A 26,532-nucleotide genomic window follows, 5' to 3' on the forward strand; every position below is an offset into this window, starting at 1 on the left:
TGTTCACTGTTTTTTTACAGACTTTAAGACTATACCCTTAGATGCAGGCCCTTCGCAAAACAACAAATCCAGAATGCTGAGGTTAGGATCAAAGTCTAAGCCAAAAAGTTGGAAATAGGACTCTGGATCATAGTAATTCCGCTCAGAAAAAGGCGCTGAGGGTATCAGTTGCCCTCTTATGTCTGCAGTCAAAGTTTGATCCTGACTGTTATCATGCACCCGCATCTTGACAGACAATCCGAGTAACTTGAGACAGATTGTCAGCATTTCCCAGTTCAGCTCCCACAAACTCTCCAGATTCTGCTGAAAAACCTTTTCAAAATAAGGGAAATAATATTCATAAAACGGAGCTTTTCCATAAGCGCTCTGAATACTCCGTAAGTGAATATTCAGCCAGTTTTGGTCATTGTCAATCTTGATCCTGTTCTGCGAAATTCTTGGTCTCCTACCTTGAATCGGTACACTCAGCGTCGCTACTTTATTGGCTAGGCGTATTTGAGTACGGTTGAAAAAAGATTGTCTTTGATACGTTGCCTCTGGAAAAAGGACTATTTCATTTGCTTGCGCAATAACTGCAAAAAACTCAAGATTTGGAAAATAGTGCAGGTCAACTGCAATGCTCTTTTCCATACTATTCTAAATCTTCCAGTTTTCCCAAACCTTCTCTTATCACTTCCACTTCATCTCGTGTGCAGTCAAGTACAGTGGAAGCGATATTCTGCCCGTAACCACCATCAATTACTACATCCACTAGATGCTGATATTTTTCAAAAATCAATTCTGGATCAGTGCTGTATTCTATCACTTCGTCTTCATCATTGATCGATGTAGTGAGGATAGGATGTCCCAGCTCTTCTACGAGCATGCGCGGTACATTATGATTAGGCACTCTGATTCCGAGCGTCTTCTTGTTGCTGTGCAGTATTTTCGGCACCTGATTACTTGCTTCCAAAATAAATGTAAAAGGGCCTGGTAATCCTTTTTTCATCATCTTAAACACTGGCTTGGTAATCACCCGGGTGAATTGGGAAATATTACTCAGATCAGCGCAAATGATAGAAAAGTTATGTTTTCGGGGATTGATCCCCTTGATTTTGCAGATGCGCTCCACCGCCCGCAAATTCATAATATCGCAGCCCATACCATAAACGGTATCCGTAGGATAAATCACCACTCCACCATCTCGAAGCGTGTCAGCGATTTGTCTGATCTTATCTGGATCAGGGTTTTCCTCATATAATCGAATCAATTCAGCAGGCATATTTTATTTTATGATTAACCGCAATGGCCATAGTCTCTTGGCTTTTCAGGCTGAAAGACTCCTATCTATCTACAGGCAGGGAAGTGACCTTAAATGCTAGTCCTGATAGCTTTCGGAACTACCAAATTCTATAAGTCTTTTATCTCTCTATTGTTTGAAAAGCAGATTTACAAATTTTTATTTTCTCTTTTATAATCAACTAGTTGTTTCTGAATATTGTTCCAATTCACAAAAAGGTGATCAACTATGGGAATATCAGCGGGAGCCCAGTTCACCACTTTTAATTCTTCCCTTGCTAGCCATTGTAAGTCTAGGTGCTCTAGCAAAGTAATTTCCCCACTTTCCCAACTACATACAAATGGAATTAACCGAACCACTTTTCCCTCAGTATAAGAATGCTCATTAGGTTGCAAAGAGCCGACCAAACTAATCGAAATCGCCAATTCCTCCTTGATCTCACGAATCAGACAATCCGCCGGACTTTCTCCTTCTTCAATTTTCCCGCCAGGAAATTCCCATAAGCCAGGCAGCGACATAGTTTCAGATCGCTGAGCACACAGTACTTTTTTGTCCAAAAATATAAGGGCGCAGGTGACTGGAATGACTATCACAAACGAATTTTATTTATTTGCTCTTCATCATACCCAGCAAACACCATTTCGATTTTCCCTGATTCATCAATTAGAAAAAAAGAGGGATAACCACTAACGCCATAGTCTTCACCCACTTGCTTTGCATTTGTTAAGACGGGAAACGGGACTTTGACATTAGCTACATATTTCTCAATCTTATCCTGCTCGTCCACTGGGTTAATATATAGTGGCACTATTTCATCTTTGAATTGAAAATCGGGCCTATTGAATTCGTCAAGAGCAATTTTACACCAACCACATCGGATCATGGAGAAATCAAGAAATACTTTCCGACCTCTATAATCAGAAAGTCTAACTGTGTTGCCATCCAAGTCTTTTAACTTAAAATCAGGAGCCATTTCACCTTTTGAAAGCAGCTGTCTGCTATCTTTTTGATCTGCAACTTTCGATGTATAAGTCTGTGGTGGTAGGTAACTCAAGCGCTCTTCATTAATAGAGAAATCATATTCTAAAAATTCAATATCAATAAATTGGCTATGCTCGCCATTATGAAAAAGCCGTCGAGAATAATAGGTCAAGAAGGAGTTGGCCGGATTAATTATAAGGTGATTTACTAAGTAAATCTGCTTATCTCCAATCAAGGTATCCATTTCTACATTCAGAAAATCAAAGAAAGTTTTACCATTAATAACCGTATCTGCATTATACTTCCATGGCTCCATTTTCAATAAAATGATTGGAGAAAACTTCAGGAAGGTATTGGAAGAAGCCATGCTTTCAAATTGCTCCGCTTGTTCATCGTCATAGACTTTAACAGTACTTTCTTTATGATCCACCTGCATGAGCACATCATCCAAGTACACTATAGCACTAGTTTCTTTTTCGCCAATGTAATTGTAGCCGAAGTATTTATTGTCGTGCTTTTGGAAATCCAATTGGCTCACTGTGGTATCTACTTCTTTCAAATTAGGATCTTCCCAATACATCTTCATTGTAAGCCTGACCTGTTCGCTATCAAGAATTTTTGCCTTTGCCTGATGAAATACTTCCTCAGGTTTCTGTGACTGCTGGCAAGAAACAGTTACAAAAAAAAACCAATTAGGACGGTAAGAGATTTTGCTTTCATTTTATCTGTGTTGATTGTCAAGGTAAGCACTTCATCAAAGTAGTCATAATTGTTTAGGAGATTATTTAGTGTTGAAGTCAGTAACAGAAACATTTCAAAATGAAAAGGTAAGCGAGCTATTGGATTCAGTCATTGGATATTTCACTTAGCGATTCTCTTAGCTCTTTTCCCTATTTTTGGGACCTGTATGCAAAGCGATAAAAGAAAAAACATCTATCTCGTCCTAGTCATTGCCATCTCGGTGATGACTATCTCTATGAGTTTCTATTTCTATCAGGTTTTTTTCAGCCCCAATGCGCTGATAGATTCCGACCAGAATTATATGTTGAAAATCGGGAGCAATGATCCTTACAAGACCGTTGCCAACAAGTTGTATGATGACCGCGTGGTAAACGACTTGGTAAGTTTTGGCTTTCTAGCCAAAGTATTGGGCTACCAGGATGAGGTAAAACCTGGACTTTATACCATTACCCCGAAAATGACCAACCTCCAATTGATCAGACTACTTCGATCAGGAAAGCAAACTCCCATACGAGTCACATTCAACAATGTGCGGACTAAGGAAGACTTGGCAGAAAAAATCACAGCAAATATGGAGATTTCCGGAGATCAATTTTTAGACCTCGTGCAGGATTCAGTCTATATTCGCAAGTTTGATTTTGACGAAGAGACGATCATGAGCATGTTCATTCCAAATACATACGAACTTTGGTGGAACACGAGTGCCGAGGCACTTTTTGACAGAATGTATCGGGAATACAAAAGCTTCTGGACGGACGAAAGAAAGCAGAAAGCAAGTTTGCTTGGCTTAAGTCCAAAAGAAGTAAGCACTTTGGCAAGTATAGTACAAGCCGAAAGTCAAAAAGCGGATGAGAGATCCACAATCGCAGGTGTTTATTTGAACAGAATTAAATTAGGAATGCCATTGCAGGCTGATCCAACTTTGGTTTTTGCTTTGGGAGATTTTGAATTAAAACGTGTGCTGAACGTCCACAAAGAAACCGATAGTCCATACAATACCTATATGTATGCCGGACTTCCTCCTGGACCAATCAACCTTCCAGATATCAATTCTTTGGATGCTGTGCTCAATTCGGAAGATCACGAATATCTATACTTCTGCGCAAAAGAAGATTTCTCCGGCTACCATTCTTTTGCCACCAATTTGGCACAGCATAATGCAAATGCCCGAAGATATCAGGCTGCGCTAAATGCCGCGAAGATCTATTAATCATGTACACAGCCGAAACCCAAATCCGAGTTCGATACGCTGAAACCGACCAGATGAGTTACGTCTATTATGGCAACTACGCGATGTACTTCGAAGTGGCCAGAGTGGAAGCGATGCGAAGTATTGGGTTTTCGTACAAGGAGATGGAAGAGGAGGGTGTGATGATGCCTGTGCTGGAAAGCCATTTCCGCTATCTAAAACCAGGTAAGTACGATGAACTGCTCACGATCAAAACCACCATCCCAACTCTGCCTGGAGCGCGAATTCGATTTGAATATGAAGTCTATAATGAGCAGCATGAACTGATCACCGAAGGCTGGACTACACTCACTTTCCTCAAAAAAGACAGCCACCGCCCAACAAGACCTCCACAGAATTTGTTAGCTTTATTGAAAGGGTATTTTCAAGAAGTAGGATAAAGTGATCAAAACAAAAATCCTTAGGTTAGAAGTTAAGTTACTTTGGCAAGCTCGAAGGCTCAAGAAAATCCATTTCGGAGATCCTGACAAAAACCTCTACGATCTAGGAAGGATTTTTCTGATTCAGCTGCAAAAAGACGATATACTTGAGCGTTCAGGATCTATGGCGTTTAGCTATACGATAGCACTATTCCCAATGATCCTTTTTCTGCTTAACCTCATCCCCTACTTGCAGGATATTTTCCCTTACATCACCACTCAAAACATCCTGACTTTCACCCAAGAGATTCTACCCGAAGAAATCTACGCACAATCAGAAGGAACCATTATGGACATTGTGTCTAAGCCAAGGCAAAGTCTGCTCTCGCTGGGTTTCTTTTTTGCCCTGTTCGCGTCTACTCAAGGTGTGGTGTCTATGATGAACTCATTTAACTCAGTATATCAAACGAAGGAAAATAGAGGGTTTTTTCAGAGCCGAGGCATAGCTGTCAGCATTGTGTTTATACTCGCATTTACTGTGATTACGGCGAGTTTGGTGATGATCGTGGGAGAAATACTTATCCGAAGACTTGATGAGATGCAAGTTTTCAATTCCGGCTTTATGCTTTTCTTATTCACCAGTTTGAAATTCCTCATATTGCTTTTCATGTTTTACATCACTACTGCGTTCATTTTCAGATTTGCGCCAGCAGTCCATGACAGATGGAATTTTTTTTCTGCCGGGGCAAAATTAGCAGGACTTCTAATTACCCTTGGTTTTTATGGCTTCACTTTTTACCTAAATAATTTCGCTAGCTACAATAGACTTTATGGCTCCATCGGAACGTTGATTGCCTTGATGCTATGGCTCCTTATTACCTCCATTATCATCATTGTGTGCTTTGAGGTAAATGTGAGTTTGGATCTCGTAGAGGAGAATAAAAAACGAAAGAATATCAAAGAAATTGAGGATTTGATTCAAGATGAGAAAAAAATCATAGCCCGATAAAGTTGGCTTTGCTGCCTTTTCCAGAAAAACAAGGACTTATTACTTTACGAATTTCCTTAGATTTTATTTCCTTATATTTCTTGGAAATATACCCCCAACCAAATGAAAATAAGTCTAATAAAATGTTCTGCACTTCTGTTGTTGTGCTTGATTTTTTTCAACAGCTGCATGAAAACGGAAGAGGCAAAAGATTCCACGGCAGAAATAAACACCTGGTTTGATCAGGAATACGAAGAATTACTGCAGATGAGCCCTCTTCAGCTTACTACCCAAGGCAGAAAAGACCATTATTCAGAAATAGACGACTTGAGTGAAGCAGGCGAAAAGAAGAAGCTGGATTGGATGGAAGCGAGTTTTGCAGAGATGAAGGAAAAGTTCGCTCTTGATGAGATTGACCACCAAGCGCAATTGTCGTGGAGACTTTGGGAATACCAGTTGGAGCAAGCCAAATCAGAATATGAATTCAGGAATTCTGGCTATGAGTTCAATCAAATGACGGGCTCGCACACTTCTCTCCCAAATATGCTGATCAATTATCATAAAGTAGATTCCTTGGCAGATATGGAAGCGCTGATATCACGTTATACTGAGCTTGGCAGAGCAATAGGACAACTTTTGGACAGAGCAAAAGCACAGGCAACAGAAGGAAATAAGCCTCCAAAATTCGCTTATGACTATGTGATCAAGCAATCTGAGGCACTTATTCAAGGTCAGCCATTTGATGATTCAGATGAAAACTCACCGCTATGGAATGATGCACTGGCAAAAATCCAAAAATTGGAAGATGACGGGAAAATCACAACTGAGGAAGCAGGAACTTTAAAAACAAAAGCTAAAGAATCCCTAGCTAGCTCAGTCGAGCCAGCCTATGCAAGTTTGGTTGCTTGGCTAAAAGAAGAATTACCCACCTTGGAAGCTACCCCAACCGGGCTTAGTCGTCACAGCAATGGAGACAAGTATTATGCTTTTAGACTTAAAAGTGCCACCACCACAGATCTATCTGCTGACGAAATCCATGAAATTGGCCTTAAGGAAGTAGAAAGAATAAAAAATGAAATGCTTGCCATAAAAGAGCAAGTAGGTTTTGAAGGTGACTTAAAGGCCTTTTTCAAATTCGTCAATAGTGACCCTCAATTCTTTTTTCCAAATACGGATGAGGGAAGACAAGCTTATCTGGATGAATCCACAGCATATTTGGATACGATGAACGAGAAAACTCCTGATTTCTTTGGCATACTTCCAAAAGCAAAATTGGTTGTAAAGCGCGTGGAAGCATTCCGCGAGCAAGATGGTGCTCCTCAGCATTATTCTCAAGGTACTCCCGACGGAAGCAGACCTGGAACTTACTATGTGCATCTGTCGGACATGACTGCCATGCCAAAATCCACCCTGGAAGGTGTTGCCTATCATGAAGGCATACCTGGTCATCACATGCAGATTTCCATTCAGCAGGAACTTCAGGATATCCCCAAGTTCAGAACACAACTTTTCTTCAATGCCTATGTCGAGGGCTGGGCTTTATACTCTGAATCACTGGCAAAAGAAATGGGAGGGTATAAAAATCCATACTATGATTTTGGCAGATTGGTGAATGAGATCTGGAGAGCTATCCGTCTAGTCACGGATACTGGAATTCATTCCAAAGGATGGACAGAAGCTGAAGCTATTGCCTATTTCGAAGAAAACTCATCCATCTCAGCTGGGGCAATCCAGTCGGAAGTAAGAAGATACATGGTAATGCCAGGCCAGGCGACAGGTTATAAGATTGGTATGCTCAAGATTCAGGAATTGAGAACAAAGGCAGAAAATGCCCTTGGAGATAAGTTTGACTTGAAAGCATTCCATGACTTAGTACTTGGTCGAGGGGCACTTCCTTTGAACCTGTTGGAAGAGGAAGTGGATCTCTGGATAGCTGAAAGCTCGGGGAAAGAAAGTACGAAATCCGAATAATTTAAAAATTAATAGCAATACAATCAGAAGGTTAGCACAAAAAGCAAGAATGTGCTTTGCAAAAGTTTACTTTTATCCTACTTTTGCAATCCTAATCGGGCATAATACCTGATGACGACCCAGAGGAATGGCAGAGCGGTCGAATGCGGCGGTCTTGAAAACCGTTGTACCGTGAGGTACCGGGGGTTCGAATCCCTCTTCCTCTACATTTACAAACCCTAACTATCTGAAATATTGATAGTTAGGGTTTTGTTTTTAGATTCAGTAGCGAAATCAGTAGCGATTTGGTTTTATTTTTGGAAATATTCTGGAAAGCGTGGAGCTTTTAATTTTTCAGGAATTCATGTGCACTTTCAGAAATCATTCACAAACGATCATTTGCAAGCTGATCGAAATGACATCCTACTGAACCATGAACTCCTCATTTTAGAACTCGTAATAATCGTACGGTACGAGGTGTGCGAGCTGTACTACAAGTACGATTTGCCATCATTCTTTTTCCTTTTGTTGTTTCAAAAGTTTATATGATCACCTTACTCGAATTATTTTAGTAGACTGATCGTAAATACTGTTTCATGATGCAACATTTGCCAAAAACCTATCAATTTGCTCCAGATACCAACCCCCAAAACCTTTATTGTCATAATCCACTTGAAATCCAGTTAAGTGATCTCCGCTATATTGAATAACTTCACAATTGTCCTTAAGTTGCCTCTGAAGCTTTAAAGCTGAATCATGAGTCGTAACCTTATCATTCGAAGCTGTTAAAATCAAAACTGGGCACTCGATCGAATTAACAGCAATTTCAAAGGTATTACTGCTTTCTGGTAGGAGAATTTCTTTTCCTTGTCCTTTATAGTAACCCACTACTTCATCAGGATTAGTAACAAAGCCTTCACCAATAATGAAGTCAATTTGATTCTTTATCTGAGGATAGGCTCTTGAAGCAATCGTGGTTCCCATTGACATAGCCCAAATGCCTATTTTCTTATTTGGAATTTTGTCAGCTATGGTTTCAACTACAGCCTCAAGATCCCATGCAAACTCCTTGTAATACAGATATTCCTTTTGTATCTCAAAATCCTGGCTTTTTCCGAATCCGCGATAGTCAAAGGTAACAACCGTATAACCGGAATTTGCCAAGATTATCGAATGGTAAACAAAGTAGGACATATTCCCTGCATCAGGATAAGCCAAAATCAGAATTGTATCCTTATCATTTTCTGGTTTGGCTTCGTAAATCCAGGTATTTAAGCGAAAGCCATCGGCAGTGTGAATATCCAGTTGTTGGTAGCTCCATTTTAAAGAATCAGGTGTTCTTATATATTCACGATCTGGATCAATGGAATAGACTTGGTTGAACTTGAATAAAAGTATGAAGAAGAGTATGGGTATCGCTGAGTTTTTCATAATGATTAGATTTACTGATTCTTGATTCAAATTCCTAATATATCAAATAGAGATCTGTTTTACTTTTATATAAAAACATCTTTACTTATTTACACTTTTACGTCTGATTTTTTTGAAGTGAAACTATAAATTCGTTTAATGTAGTTTAACCAAAACCATCTGATTATGTGGTCAGTAATAAAATTTCTAGGAACCCTATTCATTAGCTTTATTGCCATGATTGGAGCATTGGGAGCAGAAAATCCTTTTCCTCTTTTTGCTGTAGCTTGGGGTATCTGGATCATTTATATCCTCAGCTTGCGGGCAAAAAGAGAAAAGAAATTAGACAAAGAGCGTCTAATCAGAGAAATTCTGGATAAACTTTAGAACCCAAAAAGAAACTTCAGCGAAGCGAAAGATCCAAGAAGAAAAAAACATAACGAACCGAAGCTAACAAGCCTAAAGCCCATTCTGGAAAGAAAGGGCTTTTTCATGTGCGCGGTTTGGACCAGAGAAAGTATAAATCTGGTTCCAAGAAATAAGGAGACAATCAGCAGTGGCTGTAACATAATATCAGGTTCAACGATTTGAATCAAGCAAAAGCTAAGTTACAATAAACCATCATTCAATAAAAAAGGGGATTTAATCCTCCCCTTCTGATTCGATTCCAAGAATATAATTAGCTGCTTGATGTGCCTTTTGAGCTGCATAGATCAGCATTTTAGGATCATCTTGCAATGGCTTCAACCATCCTTTCATGTAGGCCAAGGAATTCTTGAAATTGGCGTCTTTAATTCCTGCGAATGCATTCAAATAGCTAGCTCCCATTTCAGCGATCAATTCCTCTTTTGAATATTCAATCGAGCCAAAACCAACCAAATCGGATCTTTCAGCAAATCGCCCTAACCTGTTTTCATGTCCTGTGGAATGGATCATTTCATGGAAAAGAATGGAGTAAAATTGCTCGTCTCCTTTGAAAGCTTCCTTATCAGGCATATTGATAAAGTCATTTACAGGACTATAAAAAGCTTCATTTCCTTCATGCACAATGTTTGGGCAATCGGCATAACCTGAAATAATAGACTCACAAGTCTCGATTGGTGAGAAAACTCTTTCCTCAGACTCTTCGATTGAAAAATCAACTCCTTCAATTTGATCGATGTTGAAAACTGTCCAGATAAACGGAGTAAACTTTCGTCCAAAAACATCCTCGTTTTCTCCTTCATTATTGGTGCTTTTACCTTTGACAAATTTGGAGATCTTCCAGAACACAACCTTATTACCCTTTTCATTCTTCTTGACGTTTCCGCCTAACTGCTTTGCTTGTTTGTAGGTCAGAAAATAAGGAGTATTGAATTTTTTGGAGTTGGTTACCCAACCAAGCCAAAGCGCATTGAACCCCAAATAAGGACGATCTGAAGCATAATTTTTAGGTGCATTTTTTGGATTCCAAACTTGCTCCCAAGTGAGATTTTCATTTTGGATTCCCTCGATGATTTCGTTTGTTACGGTTTCCGCTAGTTTGTTGAAGTTTTCCCAAGCTTTCATAGTAGAGATGTTTTAAGGTTTGTCAAAAAATGCAGTTCACTAATCCCACTTACCTGAGAGCCGAGGCTCTGAAACCCCATGATATCCAAGGATATTAGGAAGTTCGACCCGACACTAGATCCAAGATTTTCCCCGAACACAAGGCGCAGATTTTTGGGAGTGAAGGGAGATATGTAGGAGTGATGTGACATTTTTTTTATCCACTGGTATTGAGGTTCTGACCGACATGCAACCCATAAAGGGGGGTTCTGCATAGGGCAAAAGCCTGGGATTAAAAACTGGGAGGCAGTTCGTAGGAAACCCTGTTTTTTAGCTTAGGGCGAAGCGTACTTTTGAACATTGCAGGTTCGCACTCAACCTTTGCATTGGCGTGTCATGTCCTCACATACCGAGGCATAAGGCAGAAAAAAATGGAACGGAGCGGATACCTCCCGAAACGGACTGAAAATCCCCCAAGGAGCGGAAGGAAAATCGAAAAAGGCTTGCCCCCCAAACGAGGCTAGGGGCAGTGTTCCCCGAAATGGCCTTTCCTAGTCCCAGGCTTGCCGGGACGTGGGAAAAGGTAAAGTGTAGGGGAACTTTGCCCGTGGGGAGTGAAAGCCCTATTCCAGAGTGAAGAGACGAAAGCTGTCATTTGCAAAAATGGTGATGAAGGATCAAACTCGGGAAGTGGGCGAAACAGGGAATTCGGCTTAGGGATAGAATCGAAAATCCTTTCGGAAGAGATAGGAATCTGCAAATGGAAAGATTGAAGGGATAGCCCGTCCTTCGGAAAGCCCCCATTACAGCAAAAAGAAAATGAGCTTTACTGGCAGAAAAAACTGACCAGATCTTAAGAATTTATAAGATAATTAGCAATGATTATTAACAAAAAAAATATTTATATTTTATATAATATATTTCTATATTTTGAAGCTTTTGAATCTTTAGCATCAAAATTTTAGGTATTTCAAAGCATTCGTAATCCGGAGCAATGAAAAAAATCAGAACATAAACCAGCCTAAAAAACCCTAGAAACCACAAGCAAAATCGAGCGTTATCCAATTCTAAACTAGCAGGAGAAATGACCACTGACTACTATTTTTTTTCTAAAAAGCCTTTCTCTGACAAAATCGGAGCTGTCGACAGGGGTTAAGAGGATTTCGGACACTGGCTTTTACTAAGGCGATGTAGCGGGAAATCTGTTTCCCGAAGAAGGAACTGATGAAGAAATGAAATTTGAGTAAATATGAAAAAAGAAATTTAACTGGTTAAGAGAATTAGTACGAAACTGGTGAAGTTGACCAAGAACTAACATTTTAGATATAATTATTTGAAAGCCAAAATTTTAATTGTTTCTTTAAAAAAACCAAATCTGCGAAATCATTTTCTATGACCTTATAAATCATTTTTGGTGTTCCATTTTGAAGACGTTGTTGATTCCTGTTTATTCTTAAATTCAGGAGCTAAAGTCATCACTTTTCCATTAGGAATATAATGAAAACATATAGTTACATTTAAACAGACAATTTCATTCTTATTTTTTAAAGCAAGTGCATTATTGGGCTTCTGTTTTATTCCGTAAGTTCTGAACTTTGAAGATTTGCGATTTTCTTATTCTGCTTGCTTGCATCTATTTGGTTTAAAAATTCATCTCTTTCGACTATCGCATCATGCAAACTTTGAAACCATTTATTTATATTTATACCACAAGCTTTAAAGTGATTAACATCCCAATTTCTTTTATGGATTTGCTCTAATATACTTTGAGCTTCTTCACTACTTACTGTTAAAGCGATTTTGAGTTTTGCCTTCTGAAGGTCAGCCTGCAAGTAAGAATTAGGGGAGGCACTCAATGGCGGTGTTTTAGAATACTCATCCAAAACTGCTACTAATTGTTTTAAGGAAATATTTCCCTCAAAGGGCAATGGACTTTGCTTTCTTATGGAGTCCAACACATCATCAAAAAACATCCCGTGATTTTCATAAGGTATATCGTATTGAAAGCCTTTTTTAGTTTTGAAGTCTCTTAAAAGAATAGGGTAATCAAAAATTGCTTTTAAGTCTTTTTTCCAGAGAGGGTAAATCACTAAATATGGACTGTAACTATCAGTAAAAGGGGATTTTATCAATTCTAGTCCAATGATTAACGGACTTACTACCTTGTATAGTTTACTCTGTGCATACAAAGACAATTCAGAAAAGGCATTTTGCCAATCTCCATTTACCTTCTTTTTTATTTCTTTACCTATTGACATTTTCAAATTAAGGTTTAATTATTTGTATTGTATATCCGGGAAAACTATTTGAATATTTCATATATTGAGCATTACTCATTACAGCTTTCCCAAACTTAAAATCAAAAATCGTCTTAGTATTATGGTTGACAACATCTAGAAATCCTTTACCTGTCGGACCATTAAAATAATTACTGCCTACACTAAGCCCTCTATTTCCATAAATACTTTGATAACGACTTAAAAGATTTTTAGCATAAACGTGCTTTGCAGTACCTGCAACACCTCCCGTACCTCCAATTGTCCTTTCTGCTAACGTGGCTGCCTTCTGAACTAACTGAGCATTTGAAAGCCCCGTTTTTGCAACATTCCCAAGCTGCCCTACCCGGATTGCAGGAAGCAAAAAACCTGCCGCGAAAACCCCCGCTTGGGTAACCGGGTGGTTGGCAAATGCCTGGTTTCCACTATAAATACCAGCCACTACCGGGTTCATCCCTCCAGAAAACAGCTTATGCCAATCTGCAACATTAAACATCCTGAGAGATTCGATGTGGTGGGTTGGGAGACTAATATAATCATGATTTACTCCAATTGACCCATAAATTTTCGCTGTTTTATCAAAACCTTGAGAGAGATTCAAAGGATTATTGTTGGCCATTGCTTGGCCGGCTAAAAAAGCGCCTCCCAACGCCCCCGCCCACTGACCCGCGGCTTGAGGCATTCCACCTCCAGCTAAATTCCCAGAAAAAGAGGCCAAAGCTCCGCCAATAAAATTGGAGGCCTGCACCCCTACTCCCGCAGCGTTGAGGCCAGCTGAAAACCCTGCTCCCAGACCCGCGGTTAAGCCTCCTAAAGCCGCTCCCCTAAACATTTGTGACCCTAACTGATTCCAGTTCCAGCTTTGCCCCGTTATAGCTGTGCTTGCAGCATATGTCGCTGCACCTACACCTGCTCCTATAACTGCTGCCTTAGCCGCGATCGCAAGTATTGGAAGAAATGCAGCAAACTCCCCATCCGGATCCACCATCATCACCGGGTTGTTGCCCATCGCCAGATACGGCGATGCAAACTGGTTTTGTGGATCCACCCCAAACCATCTCCCTAATGCAGCATCGTATTGTCTTGCGTGGAAGTCATACCATTTGGTCAGATCCTCGTATGTCTTGCCCTGAAAAAGATCCTTGGTAGCCTTCTCTCCTATCCTAGTCCAGTTCTTGGCGATCATCCCGTAGGTATAGTAGTCCGTCTGCTGGACGACATAGGACTCCGAGGTCATGATGCTGAAATCGTCAAAGAACGCCTCAGAGCCCGTCTGGCTCTCATTACTCAAATAAATATAGAAATATCCCGGTTCCTCTGCTACTACTTCCTGTGCCAATTTCTCATGCGGAACATTCGTTCCGTCTTCACGGGCGCTGTTGGTCATCTGGACAAACCCCCCGTATTTGTAATTCATCTCCCGGTCAAAAAAGAGGTAGTTGAGGAAGGCGGGAGGAGCGTCGCCTACATCCTTGCTGGACGTTAATAAACCAGCCATACCCACCGACTCCGTACCGATCATTTTTGCCGAGGCCGTCAGAGCTCCGTCGATGCCCATTGCCACGGGATCAGCAGCAGTGATGGCCATCAGCACAGCCATCACTGCTGGGTTGCGCTTCGCCTCACCGATATCCAGGTACTTCCCAAACACTTCCATCCGGACGGTGTCACCGGTCATCACGGAGACCGATTTGGCCAAGCCTATATTTTCCCCATTGCCGCCGCTGAGCCGCATAGCAAAGCTGGATTCAGATCCTTCGGTATGGTTGAGCATGTCGGCAGATATCCGTACGACCTCTTCATATCCGATAAACTGCTGGGATTCCTCCGACATATCACGGGGTTCCAGACCAGCCAATGAGGTAAACGCAGCGGGATCTTCCTGAAGTACCACACGGCTATTTCCAAGATGGTCTGTCAGGTAGTATTGATACTTGTTGCCATTATTAGCCAGTACTCTACCCAGCTCGTGGTTAATGTCCTGTAAGACGGTGCCCTCGAAAACCAACTCCCCAACGTAATGAACCGTTTTATTCGGGAAGCCACCAGTTCCCTGATAAGTCACATTCATTAGGGCACCACCCGCGTCGTAGGTGTATTTGATTGTGTTGCTGCCAAAGTTAACCTGTGACGGAAGGTCTTGATAGGTATAGGTAATGGCTGTGATACCTTTATTGGTATCTGATATCAGAAAACCATTAACATTGTATTGATAATCCGTACCGGACGGGTTCCCGTCTGTGAATCCCTCAGCTTTGTAAGTAGTGGGAGCATTGTCCGTCACGGCAGTCAGTCTGTTACCGCTGTAGGTATACGCCAGGTTGTCTGTCTGCACCGCTGTGCCTGCATTGCTCCTGTTCCGCGCTAATGCCGTTATATTTCCATTGGAACTGTAAGTTATGTTATTCTCATTATAAAGGCCATTACTGATCCAGGCGGTCGCTGGCTTGCTCTGATAAACGCTAGCTGTCAATTGCTGTGGAGTATTATAACTATAGTTGTATAGTTCCTCGGGAACGGCTCCATAATGGTGCCACTTTTGGGAGGTAATAAGTCCGTTGTGTTTAACGGTGTTACTGGCTCCGTTGCTCTTTTGATAATCCAGCTTTTCTTTGAACACGACCTGATTATCGGAAAATCTGTACAGGATCTCATCAGTCCATCCCTGAACGGTGGATTTCAACGTGGATTTATAAAGGAAAGTGCTGCCCTCATTTCGGCTGTGGTGGATAACATCGATAGCCTCCCCCAACTCATTGTATTGGTATTGGCTCAACAATACCTCTTCCTCTGAGTCAATTTGATGATATGTCTTCAGAGGTCGTCCGGCATGATCGTAGGTAAACCTTCGGTTGATAGTTTTATTTCCTCCTGTATACGAGTAGGCTGTTCTTACTTTTTCGGTCTCGCCGGAAAAAGCATATTGACTGGTAGCCCGAACGGTACCCCCCAACTGGTGGGAGGCTATGGTTTGGATGGGCTGGTAGTACTGATCGTAATAGGTTACAGCATATTGCCAGGCGATAGAAGTGCCCTGAGATCGGGATTTAGAACCTGTCGCCAATCCTTTAACCGCAGTTTCATTTGCAGCGGGAGTAAATCCTGAAACGGCCTGAAAAGCGTATAATGCATTGTTGTTAGACCAACCTGTATTGCTCCGAAAGCTGTAATCGTCGTAGTAGGCAATAGTTAGAATATTGGCTTCGGTGGCCGAGGCAGGAAAAGTCGCATTCAGGGAATATCCTACAGCAGTAGTGTTCTGGGTTTCGAATCTTCCTGTTGAAGCTCCAACATTTGTAGTCAGTGTTGCCCTCGTACTACTGGAAGCGAATGTACCGACAATTACCGGCCTGTTATGCGCATCGTATTTTACAAAATTCCATTCTGGATTTGCCATGGCGCGCTGGATGCCGTCTTGGGTGAGTACTGGGCGATCCCAACGGTCATAGATGGTATATACCCATTCCGCAGCAGGCGCTTTGCTGCCGATTTCTCTCCCTAGTTCATCGTATTCATAGCGAAAATGCCACATATTGGAATGTGCTGCATCCGGAGTAAAAGTGGCGGCAGAAGAAGGGGGAATAATAAAAAGTAATTCATTATAATCATTATACACGTAATAAGTACTCAGCCATGTAGTGGAAGTTGCTTGCACCTGAGAGAGGACTTTTCTACCCAACCAGTCGCTGTATTCTCTGGTTAGAAGGCCTACTTCGTCAAATGACTCTACTAGGGCAAGCGATCCCGCTACGTAAGTAGCCGTAGAACGGGGAAGCCCGCTGACTATATCCCACTTTCGTACGACGCTGGCATCATTGACCAGCGATTTGGCTCCATGGTACTTATTGGAGAAGTCTGTTCCAACTTTTGTAGACTGAAGAACGCGGTCAAGAGGAGAATCTTCATAAGTTGAGCTGCTCAATGGACGGGAATCTCCCGTTACTCCAGTCGGAGGGCTGGTGTAGAAACTAGCCTGCTCGGAGACAGCGCTGCTGCGAAATGCGCCTGTGGTAGATGTAATCCGATACGGCAGGTACTGAGTGCTTACGCGACCCTTAATGTCATATATCACTGGAGCTACCAGGTCATTTTGAAGGGGACTGGCCTGACGGCTGACAGACTGTATGGGCCTTCCCAGACCATCCGCGTATTGAAATGTGGTTGATTTGCTACCGATAGGCAAGCTCAATACCTGAGCATCCGTAGTTTGTCCTGAGACATAAACTGTTTCTTTCCTAGTAAAATTGCTTCCTGGACTTGGTGCAAGGGTCTGGGCACTTGCCCAACCACCAACTAACAGATAAATGACGGACAGCTGAATCTTTCGTATCATGGTGATCAAATTTCAATAGGAGTACACAAGGGATTGCTTTCGTAGATATTCATAAAGCTATTCGCAACTGCGGTATTGCTACAGCTATCAGTAATGGTGCACCTAATGTTATAGTAGCCTGGGGCGATGGTATTGACAAAGTCCGCATAGTTGTTAACACCATTACTAAATGTTAGCCATAAACCACCCTGCTGGTACTCAAAGTGGTAGTTGTATATGCCTACGCAACCCGTGCTGGTGAGTGGACTAAAATTTGTCTGAAACCTTGTATAACCCGTATCTACCTGAGAAGCTGTACATGATCCCCATACTCGTGTGGCAGGATTACAAAGGTCCTTTTCTTGCGCTCCGTTGGCGCAAATCGTGATTTGCAAAGCTCCGGTCACCAACAGATTATAAGATTTGGTTACAGAGTTGAATTCGTTTGTCAATAGGGTCGAGGTTATGGTATATAAGCCTGGAGTGGGGTAGGTATAATTCATTGTTGTTCGATTGTCAGTATAGCTGACTCCAGTTCCGGTCGTCCAATGCCTAGTCGTGGTCCCTCCTGAAGGAACAATAATGTCCTCCAAACTGAAAGTCACTGACTGTCCCGCCGCGATCTGAGAATTGGTTGCTGCTATCCGAAAGTTTGGAGTCTCGTTTTTGGAATGGTAACGGTATCTTTCGCGGATATTGTTACTATTGTCCTTTACCAGCCGCAGCCTGTTTAAGCCATCATATTCCATATTTACAGCTTTGTTGTTTTGATCAGTCTCCTTTGTCACTCCCACCATGGGCTTATATAAATAATTGGAAGTGAAGGGATTTGAGGCTGGACTTACCGTGCTGCTGGCCAAAGTCATGTTATTATTCGAATAGGTGTAATCGACTTTGATTCCATTTCGGTGTGTTTGTGAAGTCAGCTTTCCTGTGGCGTTATTGTATGTTTGATTTGACACTTCTACAAAAAGCGGGGACATGTCAAACCCTCCGCTTGCATTAATCTTTGATCCCGTGTAGTTTGTGGCAGTATTCTTTTTGCTAATCCACTGAGATTGAGGATAGATCCATCCGCTGAAATAGGAATACTTGTTTATACTCGCTGCAGTCAGATAATTAACCCCACCCCGCTGGATGAAGCTTTGAGACTCTACCACGGCATTGTTCATGTGCAGTTCACGCATTTTGACAATTGCCTTTCCCTCCGGCCCCATGGCATTCAAAGCCTGTGTATTGCAGTTGTTATAGATGATGTAGCAATTGTTTTCGCAGGTGGACCCTCCATTCGTGCAGCTGTTCAGGCACACAGTCAGCTGAGTTTCACAATTGGAAGTACTGTAGTTGTAATCCGTGTTCGTGATATATTTGGTGACACTTATCGACTTTTCATTTGGATTGGTACTGTTCCAAGCGCTCACGCTGGCAATTTGATAAGTCGGAGTTTGGTAACTGTATTGCTCTACCGTTGCATAAGTTTTTGTACTTAAAACCTGATCACGGTAGGTAGTCGTTTTTTTGGTGAGAGTAATCGGTTTTGAGATAAAAGTATAATTGCTCTCTTTGGTCTGTATACCATTGTTACCTAGGACTTTCATCTCTTCTTTCCCACTGATAGATCTGAGGTTGGCAATGTTCAGGTCGTATTCAAAAACCTCGGAATAAAGAGGCGTTAAATTGTCTCCCTGCAAGAATGCTTTTTTGGACAACAGCAATCCTCTTTCCCAAAATCTTGTGCTCCAAAATGAAACGGGAGTGTCTGTATTCAGGGTTTGCGAAAAGGTTGATCCCGAAAAAATGTATTCAGTTGCTCCTTTCCCATTTTCAATTTCAACAACTCGGGTGTATCCGACAAAAATCCCATTTGCATCAAAAATATCGGCCTGGTTATGTGAAAACCAGCGGGTCAGATAGGGGAAATTGAGCTTGAAAAAAGAATGCCTGTTAATCTCCCCACTGGAAATCAAGACCTGCTGCCCACTTTGGGTAATGGTTTTTTCATATTTATAGTCAAGTACACTAATAGTACCCGTACCGTCATACTTCCTAATTTTAGAGATCCTGTTACCACTTAGAACTGGCATCAATTGGTCTACTACCACTGGATATGCATAGGCATTGATGTAGGTCACCCCAAATTTAACAACACCTGAATGTGGCTCGAAATCATAGAGAGTGTAACCGCCCCCCCTAAAGTCGATTCTGGTCAAGAGATTTGCTTTCATTCTAGCCGCGTCGGGTTTTCTTGTTCCTGTCTCCATGTTTTCGATAGAGGCAGGAATCCAATCGGTGCCTGTATAGCTATTGTACAAGCCGAGATAATCAATGCTTTTGGAGTCTCTGCAAGGGAGATTGATAGTTTGGTTATAGGAAAAGCTATAGATTGGATTTGAGCCCAAATCATGGATAGATTCCAGGCGCAGCCGCTTGCACATTGCCCCTCCTGATCCGAAATATCCATACTTAAAAGAAAGTTTGTTGCTCTGGGCTCCCAAGTGATCCAATACCCTTATACTTTCAAGGTATTTTCCGCCAACAACATCTTCCCTGCCAATACTATAAGTAAAAACCGCAGAACCTCCTGAGGTTGTTATGGATAAAAGGTTCTTCACATTTTGCGTGAGGGAATAGGAGTTGTTTACTACTACGTTCGGGTTCGGTACTGCGCCTGTATCCTTTATATAAGAGTAACTTTCATAATTATTCGTACTCGTGGAATAAAAGTACGTAGCGACATCAGTGCCATTTGGTGATACAATTCTTTCCAACAACCATGAGGACGTGTAGGTTTTAGAAGTGGTAGAGCTGGCAGTTGTTTTTCGATAGGTAGTAGTTTCCTGGAAATTCGAATTCGTACCAAAGAAGTATTTAACTCCGTTTGCGTCAGTGATTTCCCATGTTCCACTTCCACCGCTTCGACAGATTCCCGGCTTGATCACAACATCTTGATAGGGCATCAGCAAAGGAATTCCATTCCTATCCAAGACAAATTTCCCTGAAATTCCCCCAGCTGAAAAAGTGTATATATCGGGCTCAGTATCGGTAGGATTAGGTTTACAATATCCTCCCGCTAAATCATCAGGTTCTCCCCGAACAACTCTGGTCACCACTCCCCCGGCCATTAATGACCATCCCAAACCTTCTGAGCTCGCCAAATCCTGAACCCGGTGACCAAAGCTGTTGTAAGAGAGAGAAATCGAGGCAGACAGTTCTTTTCCAGGCAGGTTCACAAGAGGGATGTTGATATTTGGAGAACCCGTTAGTAGATTAACTTGGTTAGTCATTCGGACAATCCCCATAGAATTCGGAGAAGGACCCACGTAATTTTGGGCAGAAATGGTTTGAAAAAGAAAATAAACAACAATTGCTAATTTTAACTTATTGGACATTTTAAATTCATTTTATGTTTTTGTAGATCAACCCCAATTGTATTCCTGTGTGTTTCTTTAAGTATGAGCCTTCACTGAATAATTCCTTTCCCAATGGGAGCAGCAAGACGGAACGTAAATGCATCTTACCCACTATCCTTAAATCAGTCCCCAAACCTGTTTTTAACGGGACTTGCGTCGGAGAAGGAATGACTGGCTCAATTCCGTTGTTGGAAATTTTTAGGCTGTATTCAGTAATCCAAAGAAAATTCCTCGCAAAATCACGGACAAAAAACAGCTTGAGTCCTTCCAATTGCGTTTCTTGGTCCAAGCCAACTGAGACCCCTATGCCTGAGACAGACTTCTTTGACAACGCATACCCCGCTTGGGAATGAAGTTCAGATTTACCGATTCCGGAAGGTGAAAATTGGATCAGCGCACCAAATTCAAGTCTTTCGTAAAATTTTTTACCTTGCAACGAGTTTCTTCTGATAGCTTCCTGCGCTATCCGTGAGTCTAAGAGCTCCGCATACTTCTCTTTCTCGGAGGAAAGTTTCTGATGTGCATCAGTCAACTTTTCCTTCGGTATTGAAAAATTCATTTGAGTTAGTTTTTGACGAATTCTTTCAGCTTCCGCATCGGTCTCCAAACTGCTTAAAAATGATTCTTCCAAGCTTCTACTTTCCAACAATTCTCCCGCTCCTTGAGATTGAGCTTGACGTTCAAATTCGGACTCAAGTTTTAGAACAACTTTGGCTGTGTCTAATTGCATTGAGTCCTTCATAAAATCGGGTTTTTGCAGTAAGCCCAGTTTTTCTTTCATCGACGAAAGATCGGATTTAGGTAACTTGATTTTTAAATCTGGAGTCAAGTGGGAATTGTTTGGCAAAACAGGTTTTTTTTGTTGACCAAGAGAAGGAATAGAATAAACGAGTAATGCTAGCACTGTTAAAAAAAGAAAACGCCTAATGGAGGTTGAAGAACTCCCAAGCGAAAATGGACATTTAGCACTTTTTTTCTTATTCATTGAGTTGCAAAAAGGCTTCCTAGGATTAAAATGAATCACAAAAATATGACCGGGTGCGTACTGTCCAGCATGAGGCTAAGCTCAGAAAAAATAGCATCCAAAAAAATACCCTATATAGGGTATTTTTTTATTGTAATTTAATGTTTAAGCCAAATTATATTTGCATATAAACAGATATAATAGAATTATATAATTCATTTTCATGTATTCATTTCAAAAAAATCAGTTGAAATAATGAAGAATTCCTGATTTTTTAGAAATTCTCGATTTTGTTTTATTTCTAGGATTTAGCTAAAAAAATAAAGCATTGTTCAAAGAAAAATTCAAAAGTGAATTAGTTTAGTTTAAATAAATATTTTTAGTAAAAATTACTAAAAATTGTTTTTTAGTAATTTTTACTAGTTTTAAAGGCTTCCATAAATAATCAGACCTTAAGACTGATGTAAACCTCCCATGTAACCGAGTATAACTTGATCGATTAATTCATATCAAAAACGTAAAATGAACTCCTTGAAATGAATAATATGCATCTATAAACGAAAGTATAAAGACATATTCATAGATTTCTTTCTATGGGCTTATAACAAACAATCTGATTACAGTTTTCAGCAATTTGTCAATCAATGCGTGACCCTAATCAATTCCGGATGAAAAAAAGAAAAGAAATTCGATGAGTAGCTTCGAGAATCTGCTTTTTAAAAAATATAAGGGGAATTCATTGAAGTAGTGGAAATCGAACTTTTCGTGTGTTTTTTTACCCTATTGGATTAAACCGTTAGGGATTGTAATGGAAAATGCGTTTGATTTCTAGTAATCTAATGTCTTTTTGAGATATACGGTAGAATAAAGTACCATCACCGAGCCAAAACAGAATTACAAAAATATTGACCTTTTATATATTTTTATATAATTACATATTTACTCATTTAAATTTTTACTTGATAATATTTGGAATTTAAATCATAAATCCGTAAAATGTAGTTCAACCAAATCAAACTGCTCATGTGGTCAACAATCAAATTTTTAGGAACAGTATTTATTAGCTTTATAGCTATGATTGGAGCATTGGGAGCAGAAAATCCTTTTCCTCTTTTTGCTGTAGCTTGGGGAATTTGGATTCTCTACATCTTGAGCATACGGGCAAAAAGAGAAAAGAAACTAGAGAAAGAGCGTCTGATTAGAGAAATACTCGATAAGCTTTAGAAGCCAAAAAGAAACTTCAGCGAAGCGAAAGATCCTAGAAGAAAAAAGCATATAGAACCAAAGCTAACAAGCCTAAAGCCCATTCTGGAAAGAAAGGGCTTTTTCAGGTGTGCGGTTTGGACCAGAGAAAGTAAAAATCCAGTTCCAAGAAATAAGGTGACAATCAGCAGTGGCTGTAACATAATATCAGGTTCAATTATTTGAATCAAGCAAAAGCTAAGTTACAATAAACCATCATTCAATAATCGAGTAGGAAGATAGGGGTTAATCCCCTATCTGTCCTCTCACACCACCGTACGTACCGTTCGGTATACGGCGGTTTGTTAAAATAATGATGGCTGTGTTTCATTAGTCAGCCGTTGATAAGTGTTGGAAAACCCTGTATATCCCTGCTTTGTAAAATACGCATTGTTCAGGGTCGTACTCAGTATCGGACTATGTGCCACTCGGCAGTACCATTTACTACTGTTTCCCCATTCAAACGACTTTTGCCTGTTTGCTTTCAATTTCAACAAATTCAAAGTTCTTGTCTTGCACTTCTTCCATTCCTTCCACAAGCCCATGCGTAATCTTACCCTTACGCACGCATCAAGAGTTCGCATAGCTGACTTGGCGTTCGCTATCCGGAAGTAACTCACCCAGCCTTGGATCAGTGAGCCAAGTTTTACTATTTTCTCTCTGGTGTTACTCCCATTATTCCGCCTGGTGATTGCCTTGCTTTTCTCCTTGATCCGCTCCATGGACTTCTTGGCAATACGTACTGACCAGTTCCCTGCATCTTTATAGAAGCTGAAACCCAGTAACGTACTCTCTGATGGATGACTGACCTTACTCTTCGCTTTGTTTACTTTTAACTTCAAGCTATTCTCTAGGTACTTCGTGATATTCCTCAGCACGCGATGTGCTGATTTTTCACTCTTTACATAGATGCTGCAGTCATCTGCATATCTCACAAAACTCAACCCTCTTCTAGCTAACTCTTTATCCAGTTCGTCTAGTAGAATATTCGATAGCAATGGGCTCAGGGGGCTACCTTGCGGTGTGCCTTCCAGTCGCTGACTCACTACTCCTGCTTCCATTACGCCGCTGCGAAAGTAGGCACGAATAAGACCTAATGTGGCTTTGTCCGTGACCTTGAGCATCAGAAGACTCATCAGTTTGTCGTGGTTCACCTGATCGAAGAACTTTTCCAGATCAAGTTCTATCACATAAACATTCCCTTCATTAAGAAAGGTCTGTGCCTGTAATACGGCCTGATGGGCATTCTTACTCGGGCGAAAACCATAACTGAAGGCCGAAAAGAAGGGCTCGTAGTATTGAGCTAACCAAATGCTGATCGACTGTTGGAGCAACCGATCTACTACCGTGGGTATTCCCAACATTCTTACCCCTCCCTGTGGTTTGGGTATCTCTACCTTTTGTACAGGGCTTGGCTTGTACTTGCCTGACAGTACTTCCTTGCGTAAGTCTTGGTAGTGGGTGCTTAGGTAGTCACGAAGTTCATCGGTCTGCATACCGTCCACACCCCCCACCCCCTTGTTGCGTTCTACCTGCAAAAGGGATCTTTCAATCATACGCCTGTCCATAATTCTATCCAGCATCCTCCTTGACTTTTTGACTCACAGGGGCACTCCCTTACTGGTTCACTGATCGGCTAAGCTCCTTTTGCATGCTACTTTCGGGTTCCGCCCTATCCTCCTGCAAACAGTTCTCTTACGTGGTTCGGCTTTTTGCTTTCTCTGTAAAACATCGTAATTCGTTCCCTTACTTTAACATTCAGCCCTTCGGTCTTTTCGTGAGACTTCCCTGTATTTGTTTGGTGACAGGACTCGTTTCTTACCTACTATGGCGTCTGCTGACTTCTGAAAATACCGAAGTACATCACTATACTCATTTATCAGTTGGGTATGCTAAAAAAAAATACCCACGATATACTCTCAGATCTCTCAGGGTAAGATCATTCGCTTTCTGTTCATGTAGCCTCTCCATTTACGTAGCTGTGTTCTGTGCAGTATAGGGCTTCTGTTTCTTTTGCAACATCACCCACACAGCCCCGCCTTATATGAAGTTTCTGTTCGTAGGCTCAAACATTTGCCGCCAGCTTCCTTCAGATTCGCAGTCGCCCGCGACACCCTTGCTATTGGCTAACGATAAGTACTGCAACTCTCGTTTGGGACTTTCACCCTAGAGCGTTATGACCATGCCTGACACACAAAAAAGGGGATTTAATCCTCCCCTTCTGATTCAATTCCGAGAATATAATTGGCTGCTTGATGCGCTTTTTGGGCGGCATAGATCAGCATTTTAGGATCATCCTGCAAAGGCTTCAACCATCCTTTCATGTAAGCCAAGGAATTCTTGAAATTGGCATCTTTGATTCCTGCGAATGCATTCAAATAGCTAGCTCCCATTTCTGCAATTAATTCCTCTTTTGAATATTCAATCGAGCCAAAACCAACTAAATCGGATCTTTCAGAAAATCGGCCTAACCTCTTTTCATGTCCTGTTGAGTGGATCATTTCATGAAAAAGAATGGAGTAAAATTGCTCGTCTCCTTTGAAAGCTTCCTTATCAGGCATATTGATAAAGTCATTTACAGGGCTATAAAAAGCTTCATTGCCTTCATGCACAATATTTGGGCAATCGGCATAACCTGAAATAATAGACTCACAAGTCTCGATTGGTGAGAAAACTCTTTCATCAGACTCTTCGATTGAAAAATCAACTCCTTCTATTTGATCGATGTTGAAAACTGTCCAGATAAACGGAGTAAACTTTCTTCCAAAAACTTTCTCATTCTCACCTTCATTGTTTTTGCTTTCACCTTTGACAAATTTGGAGATTTTCCAGAATACAACCTTGGTGCCTTTTTCGTTCTTTTTCACATTTCCACCCAACTGCTTTGCCTGCTTATAGGTCAGAAAATAAGGAGTACTGAATTTTTTAGAAGAAGTCACCCAAGCAAGCCAAAGCGAATTAAAGCCTAAATAAGGACGATCTGAAGCATAATTTTTAGGTGAATTTTTAGGGTTCCACACGTTCTCCCAAGTAAGATTTTCATTTTGGATTCCCTCTATGATTTCGTTTGTTACGGTTTCCGCTAGTTTGTTGAAGTTTTCCTAAGCATTCATAGTACGATTAATTTCAATTGTTTTACCGAAATAGTTAATTGAAATTCAGTCATATAAAAACCCATCATATCCAAGGATATTAGGAAGTTCGACCCGACACTAGACCCAAGATTTTCCCCTAACACAAGGGGCAGATTTTTGGGAGTGATGGGCGATATGTAGGAGTGTTGTGACATTTTTTTTATCCACTGGTATTGAGGTTCTGACCGACATGCAACCCACAGAGGGTGGTTCTGCATATGGCAAAAGGCTGGGAGGAAAACTGGGAGGTAGTCCGTAGGAGACCCCGTTTTTAGCTCAGGGCGGAGCGCACTTTTGAACACTGCAGGTTCGCACTCAACCTTTGCTTTGTCGTGTAATACACTCACATATCAAGGCATTAGGAGAAAAAAATGGAACGGAACGATTACCGCCGGGAACGGAGCAAAATTCCTTTGGGAGCGTTATATAAATCAAAAAAGGCTTGTCCCCCTAAAGTTGGTTAGGAGCAGTGTTCAACCGTAAGGCCTTCTCGAGTCCCAAGCTTGCCGGGACTCGAATAAAGGCTAAGTGAGGAGGAACTCTGCCCGCGGGAAGTGAAAGGACTCTCCGATTTAATGGTCAAAAATAGTTGGTAAAACTCGTGTAAGACATTGATTTACTGTCTTTTGAAACAACCTTATTGAAAGTCATTTCAATAAGGTTGTATTGTTTTATGGAAAAGTCAAAAAAAAAGGTGTTGGGCATGTGGC

The 26,532-nt window shown here is 41.1% G+C and carries 18 protein-coding genes, 1 tRNA gene and 1 pseudogene; 7 read left to right on the top strand and 13 right to left on the bottom strand.

Annotated elements, in window-relative coordinates:
* Window positions 1–3: 3 nt before the first annotated feature.
* The 4 genes from BVH04_RS08550 to BVH04_RS26610 form a co-directional block, all read right to left on the bottom strand.
* Window positions 4–630: a WbqC family protein gene (locus tag BVH04_RS08550; RefSeq protein ID WP_086541051.1), complete on the bottom strand. Its 627-nt coding sequence runs from the start codon at window positions 628–630 to the stop codon at window positions 4–6.
* 1 nt (window position 631) lies between these two features.
* Entirely contained in the window at window positions 632–1,261 is a 630-nt protein-coding gene (locus tag BVH04_RS08555) for an L-threonylcarbamoyladenylate synthase (RefSeq protein ID WP_086541052.1), read from the bottom strand.
* Window positions 1,262–1,428: 167 nt separating this feature from the next.
* The gene (locus BVH04_RS08560; protein ID WP_240510881.1) at window positions 1,429–1,872 is read right to left on the bottom strand and encodes a (deoxy)nucleoside triphosphate pyrophosphohydrolase; all 444 of its coding nucleotides are present in this window, start codon (window positions 1,870–1,872) and stop codon (window positions 1,429–1,431) included.
* Entirely contained in the window at window positions 1,869–2,846 is a 978-nt protein-coding gene (locus BVH04_RS26610) for a peroxiredoxin family protein (protein ID WP_086541053.1), read from the bottom strand. Before BVH04_RS26610 ends, BVH04_RS08560 begins: the two co-directional genes overlap by 4 nt.
* A 321-nt stretch (window positions 2,847–3,167) precedes the next feature.
* On the opposite strand from BVH04_RS26610, the gene mltG reads away from it, so the two are divergent.
* The 5 genes from mltG to BVH04_RS08590 all read left to right on the top strand — a co-directional run bounded on the left by mltG (window position 3,168) and on the right by BVH04_RS08590 (window position 7,774).
* Window positions 3,168–4,211, top strand: coding sequence for an endolytic transglycosylase MltG (gene mltG, locus BVH04_RS08570; RefSeq protein ID WP_086541054.1), 1,044 nt, complete (start codon window positions 3,168–3,170; stop codon window positions 4,209–4,211).
* A 2-nt stretch (window positions 4,212–4,213) separates the two neighbouring features.
* Entirely contained in the window at window positions 4,214–4,630 is a 417-nt protein-coding gene (locus BVH04_RS08575) for an acyl-CoA thioesterase (RefSeq protein WP_086541055.1), read from the top strand.
* A gap of 4 nt (window positions 4,631–4,634) precedes the next feature.
* Complete coding sequence (locus BVH04_RS08580) at window positions 4,635–5,618, top strand: YihY/virulence factor BrkB family protein (RefSeq protein ID WP_086541090.1); 984 nt, start codon at window positions 4,635–4,637, stop codon at window positions 5,616–5,618.
* Window positions 5,619–5,786: 168 nt separating this feature from the next.
* Window positions 5,787–7,568, top strand: coding sequence for a DUF885 domain-containing protein (locus BVH04_RS08585; RefSeq protein WP_240510882.1), 1,782 nt, complete (start codon window positions 5,787–5,789; stop codon window positions 7,566–7,568).
* 121 nt (window positions 7,569–7,689) lie between these two features.
* Window positions 7,690–7,774: transfer RNA gene (locus tag BVH04_RS08590), tRNA-Ser, on the top strand.
* Window positions 7,775–8,141: 367 nt separating this feature from the next.
* Here BVH04_RS08590 and BVH04_RS08600 read toward each other — a convergent pair.
* Window positions 8,142–8,978: an alpha/beta hydrolase gene (locus tag BVH04_RS08600; protein ID WP_086541058.1), complete on the bottom strand. Its 837-nt coding sequence runs from the start codon at window positions 8,976–8,978 to the stop codon at window positions 8,142–8,144.
* Window positions 8,979–9,143: 165 nt separating this feature from the next.
* Here BVH04_RS08600 and BVH04_RS08605 point away from each other — a divergent pair, with 165 nt between their 5' ends.
* Complete coding sequence (locus BVH04_RS08605) at window positions 9,144–9,344, top strand: hypothetical protein (protein ID WP_086541059.1); 201 nt, start codon at window positions 9,144–9,146, stop codon at window positions 9,342–9,344.
* 255 nt (window positions 9,345–9,599) lie between these two features.
* On the opposite strand, the gene BVH04_RS08610 is transcribed toward BVH04_RS08605, so the two are convergent.
* From BVH04_RS08610 to BVH04_RS08630, 5 genes are all read right to left on the bottom strand, one after another.
* Window positions 9,600–10,505 (bottom strand): ArdC family protein, encoded by a 906-nt coding sequence (locus BVH04_RS08610; RefSeq protein ID WP_086541060.1) that lies wholly within the window; start codon window positions 10,503–10,505, stop codon window positions 9,600–9,602.
* A 1,553-nt stretch (window positions 10,506–12,058) separates the two neighbouring features.
* Window positions 12,059–12,742 carry a hypothetical protein gene (locus BVH04_RS08615; protein ID WP_086541061.1) on the bottom strand — a complete coding sequence of 228 codons (684 nt, stop codon included), beginning with the start codon at window positions 12,740–12,742 and terminating at the stop codon, window positions 12,059–12,061.
* Between the two features lie 7 nt (window positions 12,743–12,749).
* Window positions 12,750–17,093 (bottom strand): DUF6443 domain-containing protein, encoded by a 4,344-nt coding sequence (locus BVH04_RS08620; protein WP_240510883.1) that lies wholly within the window; start codon window positions 17,091–17,093, stop codon window positions 12,750–12,752.
* Between the two features lie 5 nt (window positions 17,094–17,098).
* Window positions 17,099–20,461 (bottom strand): PKD domain-containing protein, encoded by a 3,363-nt coding sequence (locus BVH04_RS08625; protein ID WP_086541062.1) that lies wholly within the window; start codon window positions 20,459–20,461, stop codon window positions 17,099–17,101.
* A gap of 7 nt (window positions 20,462–20,468) precedes the next feature.
* Entirely contained in the window at window positions 20,469–21,467 is a 999-nt protein-coding gene (locus BVH04_RS08630; protein ID WP_086541063.1) for a hypothetical protein, read from the bottom strand.
* A gap of 1,002 nt (window positions 21,468–22,469) precedes the next feature.
* On the opposite strand from BVH04_RS08630, the gene BVH04_RS25095 reads away from it, so the two are divergent.
* Window positions 22,470–22,670, top strand: coding sequence for a hypothetical protein (locus BVH04_RS25095; protein ID WP_140160548.1), 201 nt, complete (start codon window positions 22,470–22,472; stop codon window positions 22,668–22,670).
* 323 nt (window positions 22,671–22,993) lie between these two features.
* Here the strand turns inward: BVH04_RS25095 and ltrA are convergent, their stop codons facing one another.
* The 3 genes and pseudogenes from ltrA to BVH04_RS26355 all read right to left on the bottom strand — a co-directional run.
* A complete protein-coding gene (gene ltrA / locus BVH04_RS08640) occupies window positions 22,994–24,271 on the bottom strand; it encodes a group II intron reverse transcriptase/maturase (protein WP_240510884.1) in 1,278 nt (425 codons plus the stop codon).
* A gap of 624 nt (window positions 24,272–24,895) precedes the next feature.
* Window positions 24,896–25,300, bottom strand: a complete 405-nt coding sequence (locus BVH04_RS26350; protein WP_262481365.1) for a zincin-like metallopeptidase domain-containing protein — start codon at window positions 25,298–25,300, stop codon at window positions 24,896–24,898.
* 168 nt (window positions 25,301–25,468) lie between these two features.
* Window positions 25,469–25,765, bottom strand: a pseudogene (locus tag BVH04_RS26355) (ArdC-like ssDNA-binding domain-containing protein); the annotation flags it as partial.
* Window positions 25,766–26,532: the final 767 nt, after the last annotated feature.

The sequence above is a fragment of the Algoriphagus antarcticus genome (assembly GCF_002150685.1).
GTDB lineage: Bacteria > Bacteroidota > Bacteroidia > Cytophagales > Cyclobacteriaceae > Algoriphagus > Algoriphagus antarcticus.

What these genes read in the sequence shown, in the direction of transcription:
- BVH04_RS08605 (WP_086541059.1), top strand. Translation starts at nt 9,144, where the DNA reads ATGTGGTCAGTAATAAAATTTCTAGGAACCCTATTCATTAGCTTTATT.
- BVH04_RS08555 (WP_086541052.1), bottom strand. Translation starts at nt 1,261, where the DNA reads ATGCCTGCTGAATTGATTCGATTATATGAGGAAAACCCTGATCCAGAT.
- BVH04_RS08615 (WP_086541061.1), bottom strand. Translation starts at nt 12,742, where the DNA reads ATGTCAATAGGTAAAGAAATAAAAAAGAAGGTAAATGGAGATTGGCAA.
- BVH04_RS08620 (WP_240510883.1), bottom strand. Translation starts at nt 17,093, where the DNA reads ATGATACGAAAGATTCAGCTGTCCGTCATTTATCTGTTAGTTGGTGGT.
- BVH04_RS25095 (WP_140160548.1), top strand. Translation starts at nt 22,470, where the DNA reads ATGTGGTCAACAATCAAATTTTTAGGAACAGTATTTATTAGCTTTATA.
- BVH04_RS08575 (WP_086541055.1), top strand. Translation starts at nt 4,214, where the DNA reads ATGTACACAGCCGAAACCCAAATCCGAGTTCGATACGCTGAAACCGAC.
- BVH04_RS08600 (WP_086541058.1), bottom strand. Translation starts at nt 8,978, where the DNA reads ATGAAAAACTCAGCGATACCCATACTCTTCTTCATACTTTTATTCAAG.
- BVH04_RS08610 (WP_086541060.1), bottom strand. Translation starts at nt 10,505, where the DNA reads ATGAAAGCTTGGGAAAACTTCAACAAACTAGCGGAAACCGTAACAAAC.
- ltrA (WP_240510884.1), bottom strand. Translation starts at nt 24,271, where the DNA reads ATGCTGGATAGAATTATGGACAGGCGTATGATTGAAAGATCCCTTTTG.
- BVH04_RS08625 (WP_086541062.1), bottom strand. Translation starts at nt 20,461, where the DNA reads ATGTCCAATAAGTTAAAATTAGCAATTGTTGTTTATTTTCTTTTTCAA.
- BVH04_RS08630 (WP_086541063.1), bottom strand. Translation starts at nt 21,467, where the DNA reads ATGAATAAGAAAAAAAGTGCTAAATGTCCATTTTCGCTTGGGAGTTCT.
- BVH04_RS26610 (WP_086541053.1), bottom strand. Translation starts at nt 2,846, where the DNA reads ATGAAGATGTATTGGGAAGATCCTAATTTGAAAGAAGTAGATACCACA.
- BVH04_RS08550 (WP_086541051.1), bottom strand. Translation starts at nt 630, where the DNA reads ATGGAAAAGAGCATTGCAGTTGACCTGCACTATTTTCCAAATCTTGAG.
- BVH04_RS08585 (WP_240510882.1), top strand. Translation starts at nt 5,787, where the DNA reads ATGAAAACGGAAGAGGCAAAAGATTCCACGGCAGAAATAAACACCTGG.
- mltG (WP_086541054.1), top strand. Translation starts at nt 3,168, where the DNA reads ATGCAAAGCGATAAAAGAAAAAACATCTATCTCGTCCTAGTCATTGCC.